Annotated in this window: 15 protein-coding genes and 1 pseudogene; 5 read left to right on the top strand and 11 right to left on the bottom strand. The window is 58.5% G+C overall.

Annotated elements, in window-relative coordinates:
* Positions 1-9: 9 nt before the first annotated feature.
* From AB9N64_RS25525 to rpoE, 4 genes are all read right to left on the bottom strand, one after another.
* A complete protein-coding gene (locus tag AB9N64_RS25525; protein WP_014717365.1) occupies positions 10-1446 on the bottom strand; it encodes a DegQ family serine endoprotease in 1437 nt (478 codons plus the stop codon).
* Positions 1447-1679: 233 nt separating this feature from the next.
* Entirely contained in the window at positions 1680-2639 is a 960-nt protein-coding gene (locus tag AB9N64_RS25520; RefSeq protein WP_106111522.1) for a MucB/RseB C-terminal domain-containing protein, read from the bottom strand.
* A gap of 16 nt (positions 2640-2655) precedes the next feature.
* Positions 2656-3243, bottom strand: coding sequence for a sigma-E factor negative regulatory protein (locus AB9N64_RS25515; protein WP_003189451.1), 588 nt, complete (start codon positions 3241-3243; stop codon positions 2656-2658).
* 32 nt (positions 3244-3275) lie between these two features.
* Positions 3276-3857 (bottom strand): RNA polymerase sigma factor RpoE, encoded by a 582-nt coding sequence (gene rpoE, locus AB9N64_RS25510; RefSeq protein ID WP_003172477.1) that lies wholly within the window; start codon positions 3855-3857, stop codon positions 3276-3278.
* A gap of 460 nt (positions 3858-4317) precedes the next feature.
* Between rpoE and nadB the strand changes: the two genes are divergently transcribed.
* Positions 4318-5925 (top strand): L-aspartate oxidase, encoded by a 1608-nt coding sequence (gene nadB / locus AB9N64_RS25505; RefSeq protein WP_020301035.1) that lies wholly within the window; start codon positions 4318-4320, stop codon positions 5923-5925.
* A gap of 616 nt (positions 5926-6541) precedes the next feature.
* Here nadB and AB9N64_RS25500 read toward each other — a convergent pair.
* The 3 genes from AB9N64_RS25500 to AB9N64_RS25490 all read right to left on the bottom strand — a co-directional run bounded on the left by AB9N64_RS25500 (position 6542) and on the right by AB9N64_RS25490 (position 9634).
* Positions 6542-6781, bottom strand: coding sequence for a hypothetical protein (locus tag AB9N64_RS25500; RefSeq protein WP_232859186.1), 240 nt, complete (start codon positions 6779-6781; stop codon positions 6542-6544).
* A 769-nt stretch (positions 6782-7550) separates the two neighbouring features.
* Positions 7551-7985, bottom strand: a complete 435-nt coding sequence (locus AB9N64_RS25495; protein ID WP_232859185.1) for a hypothetical protein — start codon at positions 7983-7985, stop codon at positions 7551-7553.
* 209 nt (positions 7986-8194) lie between these two features.
* Positions 8195-9634 (bottom strand): tyrosine-type recombinase/integrase, encoded by a 1440-nt coding sequence (locus AB9N64_RS25490; RefSeq protein WP_048399948.1) that lies wholly within the window; start codon positions 9632-9634, stop codon positions 8195-8197.
* A 43-nt stretch (positions 9635-9677) separates the two neighbouring features.
* Here AB9N64_RS25490 and AB9N64_RS25485 point away from each other — a divergent pair.
* Positions 9678-9869 (top strand): annotated as a pseudogene (locus AB9N64_RS25485) (L-aspartate oxidase); the annotation flags it as partial.
* Here the strand turns inward: AB9N64_RS25485 and AB9N64_RS25480 are convergent.
* Together AB9N64_RS25480 and AB9N64_RS25475 are read right to left on the bottom strand one after the other, a co-directional pair.
* Positions 9838-10284: a protein YgfX gene (locus tag AB9N64_RS25480; protein WP_003189446.1), complete on the bottom strand. Its 447-nt coding sequence runs from the start codon at positions 10282-10284 to the stop codon at positions 9838-9840. The pseudogene AB9N64_RS25485 and the gene AB9N64_RS25480 overlap by 32 nt on opposite strands.
* Positions 10268-10522 (bottom strand): succinate dehydrogenase assembly factor 2, encoded by a 255-nt coding sequence (locus AB9N64_RS25475; protein WP_014717362.1) that lies wholly within the window; start codon positions 10520-10522, stop codon positions 10268-10270. The genes AB9N64_RS25480 and AB9N64_RS25475 overlap by 17 nt, the downstream gene beginning before the upstream one ends.
* Positions 10523-10661: 139 nt before the next feature.
* Between AB9N64_RS25475 and AB9N64_RS25470 the strand changes: the two genes are divergently transcribed.
* A complete protein-coding gene (locus AB9N64_RS25470; RefSeq protein WP_014717361.1) occupies positions 10662-11603 on the top strand; it encodes a folate-binding protein YgfZ in 942 nt (313 codons plus the stop codon).
* A 36-nt stretch (positions 11604-11639) separates the two neighbouring features.
* Positions 11640-12461 (top strand): HDOD domain-containing protein, encoded by an 822-nt coding sequence (locus tag AB9N64_RS25465; RefSeq protein ID WP_014717360.1) that lies wholly within the window; start codon positions 11640-11642, stop codon positions 12459-12461.
* On the opposite strand, the gene AB9N64_RS25460 is transcribed toward AB9N64_RS25465, so the two are convergent.
* Positions 12462-13847 (bottom strand): sensor histidine kinase, encoded by a 1386-nt coding sequence (locus AB9N64_RS25460; RefSeq protein ID WP_168224209.1) that lies wholly within the window; start codon positions 13845-13847, stop codon positions 12462-12464.
* Positions 13840-14511, bottom strand: coding sequence for a response regulator (locus AB9N64_RS25455; RefSeq protein ID WP_014717358.1), 672 nt, complete (start codon positions 14509-14511; stop codon positions 13840-13842). Before AB9N64_RS25455 ends, AB9N64_RS25460 begins: the two co-directional genes overlap by 8 nt.
* A gap of 235 nt (positions 14512-14746) precedes the next feature.
* Between AB9N64_RS25455 and AB9N64_RS25450 the strand changes: the two genes are divergently transcribed.
* Positions 14747-16039 (top strand): OprD family porin, encoded by a 1293-nt coding sequence (locus AB9N64_RS25450; protein WP_014717357.1) that lies wholly within the window; start codon positions 14747-14749, stop codon positions 16037-16039.
* Positions 16040-16069: the final 30 nt, after the last annotated feature.

Genomic DNA, 16069 nt, shown 5'->3' with positions numbered 1-16069 from the left:
TCTAGCGGATTACTCAGCCAGCTTGAAGGTGATGAAGCTGGCACGGCCTTGACGCAGGACGCGCATCGACACCGAGCGATTCTTCGGCAACGCCTTGGCGATGTCGGCGAACTCCTTGGTGGTATCGATTGCCTGGTTGTTCAAGTGGGTGATCACGTCACCCGGTTGCAGGCCGATCAAGGCGGCTGGGCCGTCCTGAACTTCCTTGATCACGACACCGCTTTGCAGGTCGAAGGTTTTCTTCTGTTCGGCGGTCAGTTCAACCACGGCGATACCCAGGCGGTTACTGCTGCGCTCGGCACCTGGCTTGGCGTTGCCCAGGGCGTCCAGGGTCGCGCCTTCTTCCGGAATTGCCCCAACGGTCAGTTCGACGTTCTGGCGCTTGCCGTCACGAATCACTTCCAGCTTGGCTTTGCCGCCGGCCTTGAGCGCGCCGACCAAATGAGGCAAGTCTGCCGACATGATGATCGGCTGGCCGTTCATGCTCAGGATTACATCGCCCACTTTCAGGCCGCCTTTGGCCGCAGGGCCATTGTCCTGAATCTGCGCAACCAGGGCACCGGCCGGCTTGTCGAGACCGAAGGACTCAGCCAGGTCCTTGTTCACTTCCTGGATTACCACGCCCAACCAGCCGCGGCTGACCTTGCCGCCGCTTTTGAGCTGATTGGAGACATCCATGGCCACATCGATCGGGATCGCGAAGGACACGCCCATGAAGCCACCGGAGCGGGTGTAGATCTGCGAGTTGATCCCCACCACTTCGCCGGCCAGGTTGAACAGCGGGCCACCGGAGTTACCCGGGTTGATCGGCACGTCGGTCTGGATGAACGGTACGTAGTTCTCGTTTGGCAGGCTGCGACCGATGGCACTGACGATGCCTTGGGTAACGGTGTGGTCAAAGCCGAACGGTGAACCGATCGCGACCACCCACTGGCCGGCTTTCAGGTCCTGAGACTTGCCCAGCTTAAGCACCGGCAAATCCTTGCCATCGATTTTGAGCAAAGCCACGTCGGAACGTGGATCGGTGCCAATCAGCTTGGCCTTGAGTTCACTGCGGTCGGCCAGGCGCACGAGAATCTCGTCGGCATCGGCAATCACATGGTTGTTAGTGAGGATGTAGCCGTCAGGCGAAATGATGAAGCCGGAGCCCAGGGACTGGGCTTCGCGCTGACCACCGCCACCACGGGGAGAGCGAGGTTGGGGCATCCCGCGTTCGAAGAACTCGCGCAACATGGGCGGCAAGCCTTCCAGGTCGGGCATCTGCTGGTTCGAGACTTTGCGATCCGGCAGCTTCTGCGTGGTACTGATGTTCACCACGGCAGGCGAGGCCTGCTCCACCAGTTGGGTGAAATCAGGCAGCTCGACCGCTTGCGCAGGTAAGGCCTGACCCAGCACCAGCACTGTGGCGACTATGGATAAGTAAGACTTCAAACGTGGTATCGACATACAGCTCCCGTTACGACGAGCAGGGTTAAGCGACAGGGTTCAATAAACGCCGGATACTGCGAGTGGCATTTTTGTTCCGCGAACAAACAAGGCCAGAGCCATCAAACCCTGACCTATAAAAAACATGGGAAGTTTTTGCAAGTGAAAATGCTGTCCAGAGATTTCATACGCCCAGCACCCAACGAAATTCGGGCCCAGATTGATAGACTAGGATGAACATAAGATTAACAATCTCAGGGCTTGGCGGCGGCTTTTTCACCACGCACCGACAACGCGATACGTTCAGCTGTGCCGATGGGAATTTCGCCCACCACCGTAACCATCATTTCGCCATCCACCGTATTCAATCGCCGGGATACTGCCACGGTCGGCCCAAGCTGAGCGCGGGTTTCATTTACATCAGCGCCGTTGGCTGACTCAAGAAACACCGAAAAACGCGCGAGCCCATCGTCATACATCAGGCTGTCGACGGTAGATTTTGTTTGGGGATCTTTGCGCGTAGCGCTGCTGATCTGTTGGAAACCAGGCGGTAGCCAGTCCAGATGCCACTTTTGCGTGGCAGACATGTCAGGAGATTTAGCGGCGGACATTGTTACCGGCGAACAGTCGCTGCCGGGCTGCAAGCTCTGGTCAGAAGGAGTGGCCGAAGTATCCAGGCGGGTGAACTGAAAACGCTCCAGCAACTGCCCCTGGTCATTTAGCAGCAAGGACTTGAGCGGCAGCGCAGTTTCACGGTCCAAGTGTAATTCAAACCCATAACGGTAGGGGTCACGCGGGCTGATCGACACAATCACCGCATTACGACCGGCCACACGGGATTTGCCAATGACGGCCAGATCATAGAATGAAGTGAGTTTTTTTGGATCAAGAATACGCGAGGGTGCCTCAGGCGAATGACCGAGACCGGCAACCAACGTGCCACTGACACATTGTGCCCGACCATCAACCCTGACCGCTTCTTGGGCGGAGCCGTCAAGTTGCAACAATCGTTCACGGACATGACCATCCTGGACGCGGTGCCAGATGTCATGGGTTGAAAAACTGCCGTTACGTTCGTAGACAAACGTACCTTCGAAGCTTTGCTGCTGCTCTGCACGCCCAAGTCGAGTCAGCCAGTCTTGGGCTTCATCGGCATGGGCGGATAGTGCAAACCAACTACTGAGCAAAAGCGCAAGGAGCGGTATGGCGCGCATAGGGCTCCTTAGCGAATCAGCGGTTTTCCTGGCTTGCTGCGCGAGCGTATGGCAGAGCGCTTTCAGTGCCTTTGGCGGCCGATTCCTGCGCATGTTGACGCAGGTAGCCTGGAAGGCGCTGATCTTGCCAGCCGGATTGCCCCTGAAGTACACCATTGGCCATAGGGCCGGTGGTATCGGTGCTTTCCTTGTAGCCAGCCAGCACGGCCGGGCCTTTGACTTGCGGACCGGCCATGACCGGCTGCTGAGTCTGCTGGGCCAGCTCGTTGCCTGCGATCTCGTCCTGGTTGTACAGGCGAACGCCTGCCAACACAGCAACGGTCACCGAGGCGGCCACTGCCAGACGACCCAGGCTACGCCATGGACCACGCGAGGCTTTTGCCGGAACGGCTTCATCCGCCAGTGCAGCAGAAACGGCCGCAGCAATATCCAGACGAGGGATTAGGAGATCCTTGTGCATCACCGCCCGAGCGACTTGGTAACGAGACCAAGTATCACGGGTTTCGGCGTCATCAAATGCGTTGAGCACTCGACGAAGTTCCAGTTCATCCGCTTCGTTATCCATCACTGCGGACAGCGATTCCTGCAGGGCATCACGACTCATGGCGGTTCCTCTCTTGGCTGTCGCCGCTGTCTTTAGTTTTCCTGCAACAACGGTTGCAAGGCTTTGTCGATGGCTTCTCGGGCCCGGAAAATCCGTGACCTCACAGTCCCCACCGGACATTGCATGACGCTCGCAATGTCTTCGTAACTCAGACCATCGAATTCACGTAAAGTTAACGCCGTACGCAAATCTTCTGGCAGTTGCTGAATAGTGCGATGAACGGTGCCTTCGATCTCGTCGCGCAGCAATGCACGCTCCGGCGACTCGAGATCTTTGAGGCCGTGATCACCATCGTAAAATTCTGCATCTTCTGAACTGACATCACTGTCTGGTGGGCGGCGACCGCGTGACACCAGATAGTTTTTCGCCGTGTTAATGGCGATGCGGTACAGCCACGTATAAAACGCACTGTCACCGCGGAAATTTCCAAGTGCACGGTAAGCCTTGATAAAGGCTTCCTGTGCAACGTCCTGCGCTTCATGGGTGTCGTGCACAAACCGCACGATCAACCCGAGAATTTTGTGCTGGTATTTCAGCACTAGCAGATCAAATGCTCGCTTATCACCGCGCTGTACGCGCTCGACCAGCTGCTGATCCTCTTCCTGGGTTAGCATGAACACTCCTCGTTGTACTTGAAGGAGGCTTGCATAACTAAACGATCAGGCTTGCAAACATAGACTCGGGCTTTTCGCAAAAGTTCTCCCCCTTCAAGCAAGTTTCCGGCATGCACTGATTTGGCACACACGAAAAACGCAGCACGGTCGGTGCCGGCTGCGCGAATAATCTTGTCGCCGGTTTCGTGACGCGTCCAATGCTCCCGACGGGCCAATAAACTCAACGTTTTCCCAGCTTTCGGGCAACCTGCTATTGAGTCGGGGCTTATGCAAAAAGTTCCCGTCCCGCCAACCGGCCGTTTCCCAACGCTGCGCAGCATAATCGCACAATGCCACGAAGGCGTGGCTATTGTGCCGCTCCACCCCTCTATATACTAGTGGCCCGTGTGACCCTTTGATTCGCCGATCCAGGCGTCCTGTTTGCGCCCCCCTTTGGATCGCTTTTTGCGGAATCCGTCAAATGAGCCAACAGTTTCAACACGATGTCCTCGTCATCGGCAGCGGCGCCGCCGGCTTGAGCCTGGCCCTGACCCTGCCCAGCCATTTGCGTATAGCGGTTTTGAGCAAAGGCGACCTGGCCAACGGCTCGACCTTCTGGGCCCAGGGCGGCGTGGCTGCGGTGCTGGACGACACAGACACCGTGCAATCCCACGTCGAAGACACCCTTAACGCCGGCGGTGGCCTGTGCAACGAAGACGCCGTGCGCTTCACCGTCGAGCACAGCCGGGAAGCCATCCAATGGTTGATCGACCAAGGTGTGCCCTTCACCCGCGATGAACATGCCGGCAGCGACGACGGTGGCTTTGAGTTCCACCTGACCCGCGAAGGCGGCCACAGCCATCGCCGAATCATTCACGCTGCCGATGCCACCGGGGCCGCGATTTTCAAGACCCTGCTCGATCAGGCCCGCCAACGCCCCAACATCCAATTGCTAGAGCAGCGCGTCGCCGTCGACCTGATCACCGAAAAACGCCTGGGCCTGCCGGGCGAACGCTGCCTGGGCGCCTACGTACTGAACCGCACCAGCGGTGAAGTCGATACCTATGGCGCACGCTTCACCATTCTCGCCTCGGGCGGCGCCGCCAAGGTCTACCTCTATACCAGCAACCCCGACGGTGCCTGCGGCGACGGCATTGCGATGGCCTGGCGCTCGGGCTGCCGGGTCGCCAACCTGGAGTTCAACCAATTCCACCCCACGTGCCTGTATCACCCGCAGGCCAAGAGCTTCCTGATAACCGAAGCCCTGCGCGGCGAAGGCGCACATTTGAAGCTGCCCAATGGCGAACGCTTCATGCAGCGCTTCGACCCACGCGCCGAGCTGGCACCACGCGATATCGTCGCCCGCGCCATCGACCACGAAATGAAGCGCCTGGGTATCGACTGCGTGTACCTGGACATCAGCCACAAGCCCGAAGCCTTCATCAAGACCCACTTCCCGACCGTCTACGAACGCTGCCTGACCTTCAATATCGACATTACCAAGGGCCCGATCCCCGTGGTGCCGGCCGCGCACTACACCTGCGGTGGCGTGATGGTCGATCAGCATGGCCGCACCGACGTGCCGGGCCTGTATGCCATCGGCGAAACCAGCTTCACCGGCCTGCACGGCGCCAACCGCATGGCCAGCAATTCATTGCTCGAATGCTTCGTGTATGCCCGCTCGGCGGCAGCGGACATTCTTGAGCAACTGCCGCGCATCCCGGTACCAGCCGCCCTGCCCCGCTGGGATGCGAGCCAGGTCACTGATTCGGACGAAGACGTGATCATCGCTCACAACTGGGACGAGCTGCGACGCTTCATGTGGGACTATGTGGGCATCGTGCGCACCAACAAGCGCCTGCAAAGGGCGCAACATCGGGTGCGCTTGTTGCTGGATGAGATCGACGAGTTCTACAGCAACTATCGCGTAAGCAGAGACCTGATTGAATTGAGGAACCTTGCTCAAGTAGCGGAACTGATGATCAGGTCTGCCATGAAACGTAAGGAATCTCGGGGTCTGCACTACACGTTGGACTATCCAGAGCTGCTGCCAGAGGCGAAGGATACGATCCTTACACCCGACAAATGAGGCACGTTAGGAGCCATAGCGTAGCACCATGGGGCCCCAGTTTGTAACAGCTTTGGCGCACATTTGTCCCAACGCTGAGGTCCTTATCACCTGCCCGCAAGGGTCCTTATCGTGCGCCTGAGCGAGCATGCGAGGGCCTATGGGGGTAAGCGCGCAGGTTAGTAGTTACACAGGTGGTCACTCAGATTTTTGTACCAGATCCTCATGAGGTGCCCTTGAGGCACCCATACAGCCAGAAGGCCACATGAACACCAACGCAGGCCCGTAGGCCGCGCTAAACGTGTCCATGAAGTTGTCCTAAGAGTTAAGGGATCGGTGAACCGTCAGGTTTGTGAGACCGTATTGAGTGGCAATCTCAAGGATGCCCTCATAGGATTTAGGCCAGCCTCCACCACTTGAGTCGTTGGTGGCCCCTGACTGGAGCAGGGCAAAGCAAACGGCTGCATATGGGGTCAGGTGATCGACTTGTATCTTCGTAACCACCCGTTTGTCCTTGTAGGTATAACAGAGAGTAAAACTCATGGCTGGCCTTGCCGTAACATGGTCGATGCCCAAGCATAGCAACTAAACAGCTCGCCCATGAGGCCCATTACGGACCTCATGGATACAGCGGGTGTTACGGCTTGACGACCACACGGGTGATCAGCGGAAAGTCTACGGTCTCGACCTGAAGTTTCTCAGTAGGGTCCGCTGGGTTTGCCAGCTTGATCTTGACCTTGGCCTGAGCCATTACGTCAGCCACACCGCTCACCTCAAAGTCCCAGCCCTGTACGCCAGCATTACGGCTCGCAAGGATCTTCCATACGTCGCCTTCTTGGTCATGACGGAACGACAGCGAGGCAAAGCCCTTGTGCATCTCGAAGTACGTTGTCGTGACGCTTGCCAGTCATTGCGGCAATCTCGACGGTGGTCATGGTGATTTCTTTGATACCGTTAAACATAGTAGTGGACTCCTTTTGAATGCTCCCTGAGTTCGCTCCCACAGGCCGACCGTCAAGGCCCCACTACGGGCATCGACCATGGCTCAAGAAGCATTCAGAAAGACTTGACGTTGAAGTAAGCCCAGCGACGGACGTAGAGGAATTCAGAGCGACCGCTTAGCTAAGCAGTCTGCCCTGTTCTTGTGAGGATTTTTAATCTGGTCATACTGGAGACCCAACGAGCCGTTACGGTCACAGTTCGGTTACCACGACACCGAAGGTAGACCCAAGATCTTAATGAGCTACCTTAAGGTAACTCTAAGAGTATTCTCTTTAAGTTTTTATTCTTTATAGAATTAAACTAATAAGACTTAAACTTATAGTCATCTTATAGAGGTCTTTAAGTTAAAAGGCCCCTTTACTGTGCGATCAGTGATAGGAGGCCCAAACCTATCAAGGGTCATTCCACACGGAGTGGTCAGACAGAATCGCTACAGTGGACCTGATGCTGGTCCCAGAGGTCCCGTTAGGGCTCTGCTTGGTGGTCGTGGGGTCTTGGATATAGGGCTACCTATGAGAGGTAGCGCCAGTCACTGGACGTTCACGCCTTGCCCGCAGTGGGTCGCCTTTGAGGGGACCTTACGGCATCTTGGATGGGGAAGCCACAATGGTGTGGTCTCCCCCTTTAGGTGAGGGTTTTTAAATCTAAGCCATCCCGCTATACCGTTTGTAAACTTTTAGCGGACACTGAATTTTTTTGCTCAGCCACTCGAATAGCTCATTACCTCCAGAAAGCATACCTTCCTCGAACTCATCAAAGCCGAAAAACTTCGCCGCTTCCGAATCTGACTTAAGTGCCATGCGCACTACGTGATATTGCGCCACCGCCGCGCGTGCATCTTCTTCACCATAGAACACGCAAAAAATAAGCTCCAGCGCATTAAGCTCGAATGGACAGCCTCGACTTTGACTGGCTGCATCATAAAAACCACTTATATAGCCCATCAGCCAAAGATCAATAATCGGTTTTCCGTCGTTGGTCCAGTGAACTAATGGAGGATTTCCTCTATCTTCACCACCGCAGAGTAACTGGTACTGCGCCTTGAGCGCCGAGCACACATCAGCTACAAGGTCTGTCACCGCTGGACTACTCAGAGGGTAAACCTTCGGCGATGGCTCGCTCCGCCTCTTAAAAAATCTCATTAGGCCCATTTGCAATGGATTCCTTTCAACCCGTAATAGCTGAAGGCTACCACATGCTCAGCGAATCTCCTGAAGCCCGCACACCATAAGCACCATTGAGGCGCTCGCATTGCCTCCGTACAGATCGAACGCCAGCGACCCTCGAATCAGCCTTCTGATAATGCCTCAATCAGAGCTTCGGCCATTCGTTTTACCTCAACCGCACTCCCAGCCCCGTACAGGTCATAACTGATCGACCCCGAGGCGTGTCCCAAGATAGACTCAGCGGTCCCCACAGGCACCTCAGCGGCCTTCAGGGCACCGGCCAGAGAGTGACGCAACGAGTGGAAGGTCTGGGTCCGATCAGCGTTCAAGCTCAAGACATCGCGCAGCGCCCCATTGAGCACGTTAGAGAACTGACCAGCTCCCAGCATGAACAACCGAGAGTCGGACTTCCTGACAAACTCAAGGAACGCCTTAAGGTCGAACCCATAGGCCCCGTCAGTTAGCGGTATGACACGCAGAGCATTCTTGGTCTTGGCTGTCTTGCCATCGTTCCTATTAATGTCGATGACCCACACTTCCCCGACCTGCTTAACGTCAGCTTTGGTCAATTGCCTCAGTTCCTCAATACGGGTCCCAGTGATCGCACCAAGGGACAACGCCCAGCGCTGCCATGCGTCCACTGGTAGAGAATTAGCATGGGTCATCAGAGCCTTTACCTGAGCCTGAGAGAGCGCCTCACGCGAACTGTCAGCGCCCTTAGTCGGCTTCAGACCCTTGTCGAAACTCTTGTCGAGATAGCCGTTATTCACAGCCCAATCCATGACCGTCGATAGCCGGGTCAGCAGCTTCTTAACCGTCGACGGTTTACGGTCCTCAAGGAGCTTGTCCCGTAGGCCCTTCATCTCCTCCCGTGTGTGGCTCTTCATGTCCAAGTCACCAAGGACCGCACCGATGGCCTCACACGATGACTTCACGTCCCGCATGGTGCTGGCCTGAATGCTGTCCTTGCGTTCCTCCATGTAGAGCGCAGAGAGAGACTTAAAGGTCAGACCCGGAGAAGCATTTACAGATTGGGAGAGAAAGAGGGCTTCAGGCGTGCCACAAGGTTCATCGTTGAGGTCCTTAACGATCTCGACCAGCTTCCCTGAACGGCCCCGCATACGCTCCTGAGAGGCCTCAAGGATCTCAAGGGCCTTACTGACTGCCCGCTGCTGATTCACACTCAGAGGCAACGTTGCGGACGCCTTACGCAACGCCAAGTGATGCTCATCGTTGATCATCTCGTAAGCGACCAGTGAGCTGTCACCGTGTGCCATCGTCAAGTTGTACTCAGCGAAGTCAGTCAGGCGCGCGCGCAGTTCATCCCATGACGCCTCTGGGTTGTCCAAGTGGTAGGCCTTGAGGGTCGAAAGGATGTCGTCTGAGATGGTCATTGCGGTGGCCTTGTCGGTGGTCCTGAGTGACAGCGTGAAGAAGCCCTTAACGGTTCCTTGCGGGCGAAGGCGAAGGTAATAGCGACCAGACCGGCGATAGTGGTATGGCTTGGCGAGCGCAGTTTGTAACAGGTTTGTCCCACTTTGGGAGCGGTGGTTGACGGTCATCGGCTGAAACCCCTGTATCCATTGGGTTTAGCCTCACAGGGTCGAGTTCTACAGCAACTACAAGGTCAGCCGCGACCTGATCGAATTGCGCAACCTGGCCCAAGTGGCCGAGCTGATGATCCGGTCGGCCATGGAGCGCAAGGAAAGCCGCGGCTTGCATTACACCCTCGACTATCCACAGATGCTGCCCGAAGCCCGGGACACTATCCTGGTGCCAACCACCTACGCCGGCTGAACTTCAGGCGTACCCGCAGGCGCCGGTGCACATCGGCGGCCTGTGCATCCCTTGGCACGCAGATGGACCGCACTCGCCGTTCACCCTGCGCCCGGTAACGCAACACCACGATCAGCGGCAACGCCAGGCTGTCGGGCCGCAGTTGCACAGGGTGCCACCCGCGTGCGGCGCTCCATAATTGCCAGCCATCGTCGTCACGGCGCAGGCCACGAATCGACGAACGGTGAGTGAGCAGAATTTGCCGCGGTAACACCCAGGCACAATGAGCCAGGCATAACAGGATGCCCAGGCTTGAGTAAGGCAGGTTTAGAACCAGCAGGCTGCCCAGCGCGATCAGTTGGGCAAGCACATAGGCCGCCAGCAACAGCCGCGAGGCCTGCCAGCGGCATTCGAAACGATTACTTGGGCTGGACACGGTCCAGGATCATCCGAACCATACGCTGCAGCTCCGGGTCTTCGGATTCGGCGCGCTCCATGAACCAGCCAAACATGTCCTGGTCTTCGCACGTAAGCAACCTGACGTAGAGGTCGCGGTCCACCTGATTGAGCGTCGCGTACACCTCTTTGGTGAAAGGCACCAGCAACACATCCAGCTCCAGCATGCCGCGACGGCTGTGCCAGTAGAGGCGATTGATTTCTACATCTTCGACCATGGAGCCCTCCTAAAATAGAGCGCAAGTATACAGCCCAGGCGACACCGGAACAGTCGGCTTTGGTCGACCGCGACGAAACTATGCATTTGCCGGACGCCCCTCTATGATGCACCCATGACTTTTTGACCTGCGATGACCCATGGCTGACTCCGCTTTTTTCTGCTCCCTGTCCCACGAAGGCGTTCTCGCCGTCCGCGGCTCTGATGCTGCCAAGTTCCTGCAGGGCCAACTGACCTGCAACCTTAATTACCTGAGTGAAACCCAGGCCAGCCTGGGCGCGCGCTGCACGCAAAAAGGCCGGATGCAGTCGAGCTTCCGCATCCTGCTGCAGGGTGATGGCGTACTCCTGGCCATGGCCACCGAGTTGCTTGAACCGCAGCTGGCAGATTTGAAAAAGTACGCGGTGTTCTCCAAATCCAAGCTCACCGACGAAAGCGCTGCCTGGGCGCGCTTCGGCCTGGCGAACGCAGACGCGGCCCTGAGCGCCCTGGGCCTCGCGCTGCCGGTCGAGACCGATAGCGTGGCGCGCAACGAAGCATTGATCGCCGTCCGCGTTTCCCCGGGCCGTGCCGAACTCTGGGTACCTGCCGAACACGCCGACGCCGTGCGCAGCCAATTGGCCGCGCAGTTGCAACAAGCTCAATTGAATGCCTGGCTGCTTGGCCAGATCCGTGCCGGTATCGGCCAGGTGATGCCCCAAACGCGCGAGCTGTTCATTCCGCAGATGCTCAACCTGCAGGCCGTGGGCGGCGTCAGCTTCAAGAAAGGCTGCTACACCGGCCAGGAAATCGTCGCGCGCATGCAGTACCTGGGCAAACTCAAGCGGCGCCTGTATCGCCTGAGCCTGGAGGCCGACGAACTTCCCGAGCCAGGCACGCCGCTGTTTTCCCCCAGCCATAACAGCGCAATCGGCGAAGTGGTCATCGCGGCAAAAGCTGACCAGTCGATTGAACTTCTCGCTGTGCTGCAAGCCGAAGCTGCCGACAGTGGCGACGTGCGCTTGGGCACCTTGGAGGGCCCGGGCTTGCACCTGCTTGACCTGCCCTACCAACTGGACCGTGATCGCGAGATCCAGCGTTAATCGCCGTACTTTTTTGCAGCACCCTAGAGAGCATGAATGAACAAGCTGGCGGAAAAAGTCCAACAAGCGTTGGTAACGGCCATCGACAACGATGACCTGGTTCTGCCGACATTGCCGGAGGTGGCCCTGAAAATTCGCCAGGCCGCCGAAGACCCGGACATCAGCATCAGCCACCTGAGCAAAGTGATCAGTCGTGACACGGCCCTGTCGGCGCGCCTGATCAAAGTGGTCAACAGCCCGTTGCTACGGGCCAGCCAGGAAGTCACCGACCTGCACACCGCCATCACCCGGCTTGGTACCAACTACAGCAGCAACCTGGCCATCGGCCTGGTGATGGAGCAGATCTTTCACGCCCGCTCCGAGGTGGTCGAACAGAAAATGCGCGACGTATGGCGCCGCAGCCTGGAGGTGGCGGGCGTGAGCTACGCCTTGTGCCGTCGCCACAGCCACCTCAAGCCAGACCAGGCGGCCCTGGGTGGCCTGGTGCATCAGATCGGCGTGCTGCCGATCCTCACGTATGCCGAGGATCACTATGAGCTGCTGGCCGACCCCGTCAGCCTCAACCACGTCATCGACAGCATCCACCCGGTGCTGGGCGACAAGCTGCTGCGGGTCTGGGACTTTCCCGAGATGCTGGTGAACGTGCCAGGCCAATACCTGGACCTGACACGCGACTCTGCAAGCCTGGACTACGTCGACCTGGTGCAGGTCGCCGCTCTGTACTGCCACCGCGGCACCGACCATCCCCTGGGGACCGCGCCGATTGCCACATTGCCGGCCATCACGAAGTTACGCATAGACCTGCACAGCGACGCCCTGCGCAGCGAACTGGACGAAGCGCGCTCGATGTTTTACTGATCAACCCGCGATAAAACTCACGCGCACCTTAAGCCCCGCCAGCTCGCCATCATGCAGGCTGATCTGCGCCAGGTGCGCACGGCAAATCTCCCCGACAATCGCCAGCCCCAAGCCCGACCCCATGCCCTGCTGGCTGCGTCGATAAAAGCGCTCGAATACCCGGTCCCGCTCATCCAGCGGGATGCCGGGGCCGTCATCCTCCACCTCCAGCACCGCCGGGGCCGTCACGCGCAGAATCACATTGCCGCCGGGCGGGGTATGGGCCAAGGCGTTATCCACCAGGTTACTCAGCAGCTCATTCAACAGCGTCAGTTCGCCGCGCAGCCATACCGGCTCGTCGGCCTCCAGCGCCAGGGCCACGCCCCGCGCGTGGGCCAGCGGCGCCATGGCCATACCGAGTTCACGGGCCAATTGGCTCAAATCGAGCAGTTGCGCACCGCCTTCGGCAATGGCCCGGGCACCGTTTTCGATGCGGGCCAGGGACAACAATTGATTGGCCAGGTGCGTCAGCCGGTCGGTGCCCTGGGCGGCCGTTTCCAGGGTGTTGCGCCAGGTGGCGGGTTCTTCGGCACGCAAGCCCAGTTCCAGCCTGGCCTTAAGCGCCGCCAGGGGGGTGCGCAGCTCGTGGGCAGCGTCGGCAATAAAATGCGCCTGGCGCTCGAACTGCCCGCGCAGACGTTCGGTGAAATGGTTGAGTGAGCGTACCAGTGGGCCGAACTCGTCCTGAACTTCCACCAAGGGCAGGGGCCGCAGATCATCAGGCTGGCGCTCTTCCACCGCTGTACGCAGGCGTTCCAGCGGGCGCAGCGCGGCGCTCACCGCGAACCACACCAGCAATAACGCACCGATGGCGAGCATGCCCAGGCGCAACAAGGTGTCGGCCATCAGGCTGCGGGCCATGGCCACCCGGGCTTCGTCGGTCTCCGCAACACGAATTTCGGCCATGCCGTTCATGTTCGGTTCCGAGACGGCCTTGAGCAGGCTCACCACGCGCACAGGCTGGCCCAGGTACATGGCGTTATAGAACCGCGCCAAGGCTGGATAATCGTCGGTGCGGGGCGTGCCGGGCGGCGGGCCAGGCAGGTTTTCGTAACCGGAAATCAGTTTCTGATCAATATCATTGACCTGGTAATAAATGCGCCCGGCACTGTCGTAGGCAAAGGTGTCCAGGGCCACATAGGGCACATTGGCGCTGAGGGTGCCGTCCACCTGGGTCAAACCGGCGGCAATGGTGCGTGCCGAGGCCAGCAGCGTGCGGTCATAAGCGGTGTCGGCGGCTTCGCGACCGTTCCAATAAGCGCTCATGCCGCTGGCGAGCATCAACAACACCAGCAATAACGCAAGGTTGCACAGCAAGCGCCAGCGCAGGCTGCTGGGCTTATGCATCACGGGCTTCCAGCAAATAGCCAAGGCCGCGGAAGGTGACGATGGCGATGGGTTGGCCATCGAGCTTCTTGCGCAGGCGATGCACGTAGATTTCGATGGCGTCGGGGCTGGCCTCCTCGTCCAGGCCGAATACCTGGGAAGCCAATTGTTCCTTGCTCATCACGCGCCCCGGCCGGGCGATCAAGGCTTCGAGCACCGCTTGTTCTCGGGAGGTCAAGGTCATCAGCTCGCCTGCGACCGTGAAGCGCCGAGTGTCGAGGTCGTACACAAGCACACCGCAGGTTTGCTGACGCTCGCCGCCCAACACGCTGCGCCGCAACAGTGCCTTGACCCGTGCTTCGAGTTCCGTGAGTTCAAACGGTTTGGCCAGGTAGTCATCGGCGCCCAGGTTCAGGCCGTGCACGCGGTCTTTTACATCACTGCGAGCAGTCAGCATCAGCACCGGCAGATTTTTTCCACGTGCCCGCAAACGCGCGAGCACCTCGAAACCATCCAGGCGCGGCAGCCCTACGTCCAGGATCACCGCGGCGTATTCCTCGCTGCTCAAGGCCAGGTCCGCCGCCACGCCGTCATGCAACACATCAACGGTCAAACCCATGCTCTTGAGCGCTTGGGCGACACTTTCGGCGAGCTGCAGATGGTCTTCAACCAGGAGGACACGCATGGATTTCTACCTCATTCAGGGGTGGTCGGCGCCACGCTTTGCCCGGCAGTTTACAGCCGCAACCTGGCCTGTGAAGCCCGAAAACATTGAAAGGCGATTGAAAGGTTAGTGAAAGCTTCGCCCTTTAGCATCCAACCACGGTGGTCTATGCCCGCCGAGTTGCCTGACCCGTAGCGCCCGAAAAACGCCTCGAAGCGTTTTCGCCAAAATAAGAACAATAACGGAGTACACCACGATGCTGTCGACCCAGCCACAGGCTTGCCCGCCTGTTCGCTCTTGCCGTCTGACCCACACCGCCCTCGCCAGTGCCGCTGCCCTTGCCGGCTTTGCGCCGCTCAGCCAGGCTGCCTTCTTCGAAGACAGTAGCGCGACCCTGGAAACCCGCAACATGTACTTCAATCGCGACTTTCGCGACGGTACCAGTGCGCAGCAATCCAAGCGCGACGAATGGGCCCAGGGCTTCATGCTCAACCTGCAATCAGGCTACACCGACGGCACCGTCGGCTTTGGCGTGGATGCGCTGGGCATGCTCGGCGTCAAGCTCGACTCCAGCCCCGACCGCACCGGCACCGGCCTGCTGCCGACCCACGATGACGGCCGCGCCGCCAACGAGTACGCCAAGCTGGGCCTGACCGGCAAAGTGAAAATCTCGGCGACTGAGCTGAAAATCGGCTCGCTGATCCCCGAACTGCCGATCCTCAAGCCCAACGACGGGCGCATCCTGCCGCAGACCTTCAACGGTGGCTTGATCACCTCCAAGGAATTCAAGAACCTGGTATTCACTGGTGGCCGCCTGGATAAAGCCAAGGACCGCGACGACACCAACTACGAAGACATCGCGCTCAATAACAAGAACAGCCGCTTCCTCAGCGGTGCCACCGGCAAGCACTTCAACTTCGGTGGCGTCGACTACAAGTTCGCCGACAAGATCACCGGCAGCTACCACTTCGCCCAACTCGACGACGTGTATCGCCAACACTTCTTCGGCATGGTCGCATCACGCCCGATGGGCCCTGGCACTTTCGCCGCCGACCTGCGACTGGCCATCAGCGATGACACCGGCTCGGCCCGCGGCGGCAATATCGACAACAAGTCCCTCAACGGCCTGTTCAGCTATGCCCTCAATGGCCATAAGCTCAGCGCCGGCTACCAGCACATGTCCGGCGACAGCGCCTTCCCATATGTGGATGGCAGCGACCCGTACCTGGTCAACTTCGTGCAGATCAACGATTTTGCCGGCGCCGAAGAACGCTCCTGGCAGGCACGTTACGACTACGACTTCGCCAAGCTGGGCATTCCTGGCTTGAGTTTCATGAGCCGTTACCTCTCGGGTGACAACATCAAGCTCAAGAACGGCGAGACCGGCAAGGAGTGGGAACGCAACAGCGAGATCAAGTACGTGGTGCAAAGCGGCACGTTCAAAGATGTGGCCGTGCGCCTGCGTAACGCCACCTATCGTTCCAACTACTCGGCCCGTGATGCGGATGAAATGCGCTTGCTGGTCAGCTATAGCGTCGCACTTTGGTAGTACCCCTCATAACAACAACGATGGAGATCG

It is taken from the genome of Pseudomonas sp. KT_2_4, from assembly GCF_041410225.1.
GTDB classification, from domain to species: Bacteria; Pseudomonadota; Gammaproteobacteria; order Pseudomonadales; family Pseudomonadaceae; genus Aquipseudomonas; species Aquipseudomonas paracarnis.
Note: the sequence above shows the minus strand (reverse complement) of the source record. Positions and strands in the feature narration are given on the sequence as shown.

Coding starts and splice junctions, on each gene's coding strand:
- AB9N64_RS25525 (WP_014717365.1), bottom strand. CDS start 1,446: ATGTCGATACCACGTTTGAAGTCTTACTTATCCATAGTCGCCACAGTG.
- AB9N64_RS25520 (WP_106111522.1), bottom strand. CDS start 2,639: ATGCGCGCCATACCGCTCCTTGCGCTTTTGCTCAGTAGTTGGTTTGCA.
- AB9N64_RS25515 (WP_003189451.1), bottom strand. CDS start 3,243: ATGAGTCGTGATGCCCTGCAGGAATCGCTGTCCGCAGTGATGGATAAC.
- rpoE (WP_003172477.1), bottom strand. CDS start 3,857: ATGCTAACCCAGGAAGAGGATCAGCAGCTGGTCGAGCGCGTACAGCGC.
- nadB (WP_020301035.1), top strand. CDS start 4,318: ATGAGCCAACAGTTTCAACACGATGTCCTCGTCATCGGCAGCGGCGCC.
- AB9N64_RS25500 (WP_232859186.1), bottom strand. CDS start 6,781: ATGCACAAGGGCTTTGCCTCGCTGTCGTTCCGTCATGACCAAGAAGGC.
- AB9N64_RS25490 (WP_048399948.1), bottom strand. CDS start 9,634: ATGACCGTCAACCACCGCTCCCAAAGTGGGACAAACCTGTTACAAACT.
- AB9N64_RS25475 (WP_014717362.1), bottom strand. CDS start 10,522: ATGGTCGAAGATGTAGAAATCAATCGCCTCTACTGGCACAGCCGTCGC.
- AB9N64_RS25470 (WP_014717361.1), top strand. CDS start 10,662: ATGGCTGACTCCGCTTTTTTCTGCTCCCTGTCCCACGAAGGCGTTCTC.
- AB9N64_RS25465 (WP_014717360.1), top strand. CDS start 11,640: ATGAACAAGCTGGCGGAAAAAGTCCAACAAGCGTTGGTAACGGCCATC.
- AB9N64_RS25460 (WP_168224209.1), bottom strand. CDS start 13,847: ATGCATAAGCCCAGCAGCCTGCGCTGGCGCTTGCTGTGCAACCTTGCG.
- AB9N64_RS25455 (WP_014717358.1), bottom strand. CDS start 14,511: ATGCGTGTCCTCCTGGTTGAAGACCATCTGCAGCTCGCCGAAAGTGTC.
- AB9N64_RS25450 (WP_014717357.1), top strand. CDS start 14,747: ATGCTGTCGACCCAGCCACAGGCTTGCCCGCCTGTTCGCTCTTGCCGT.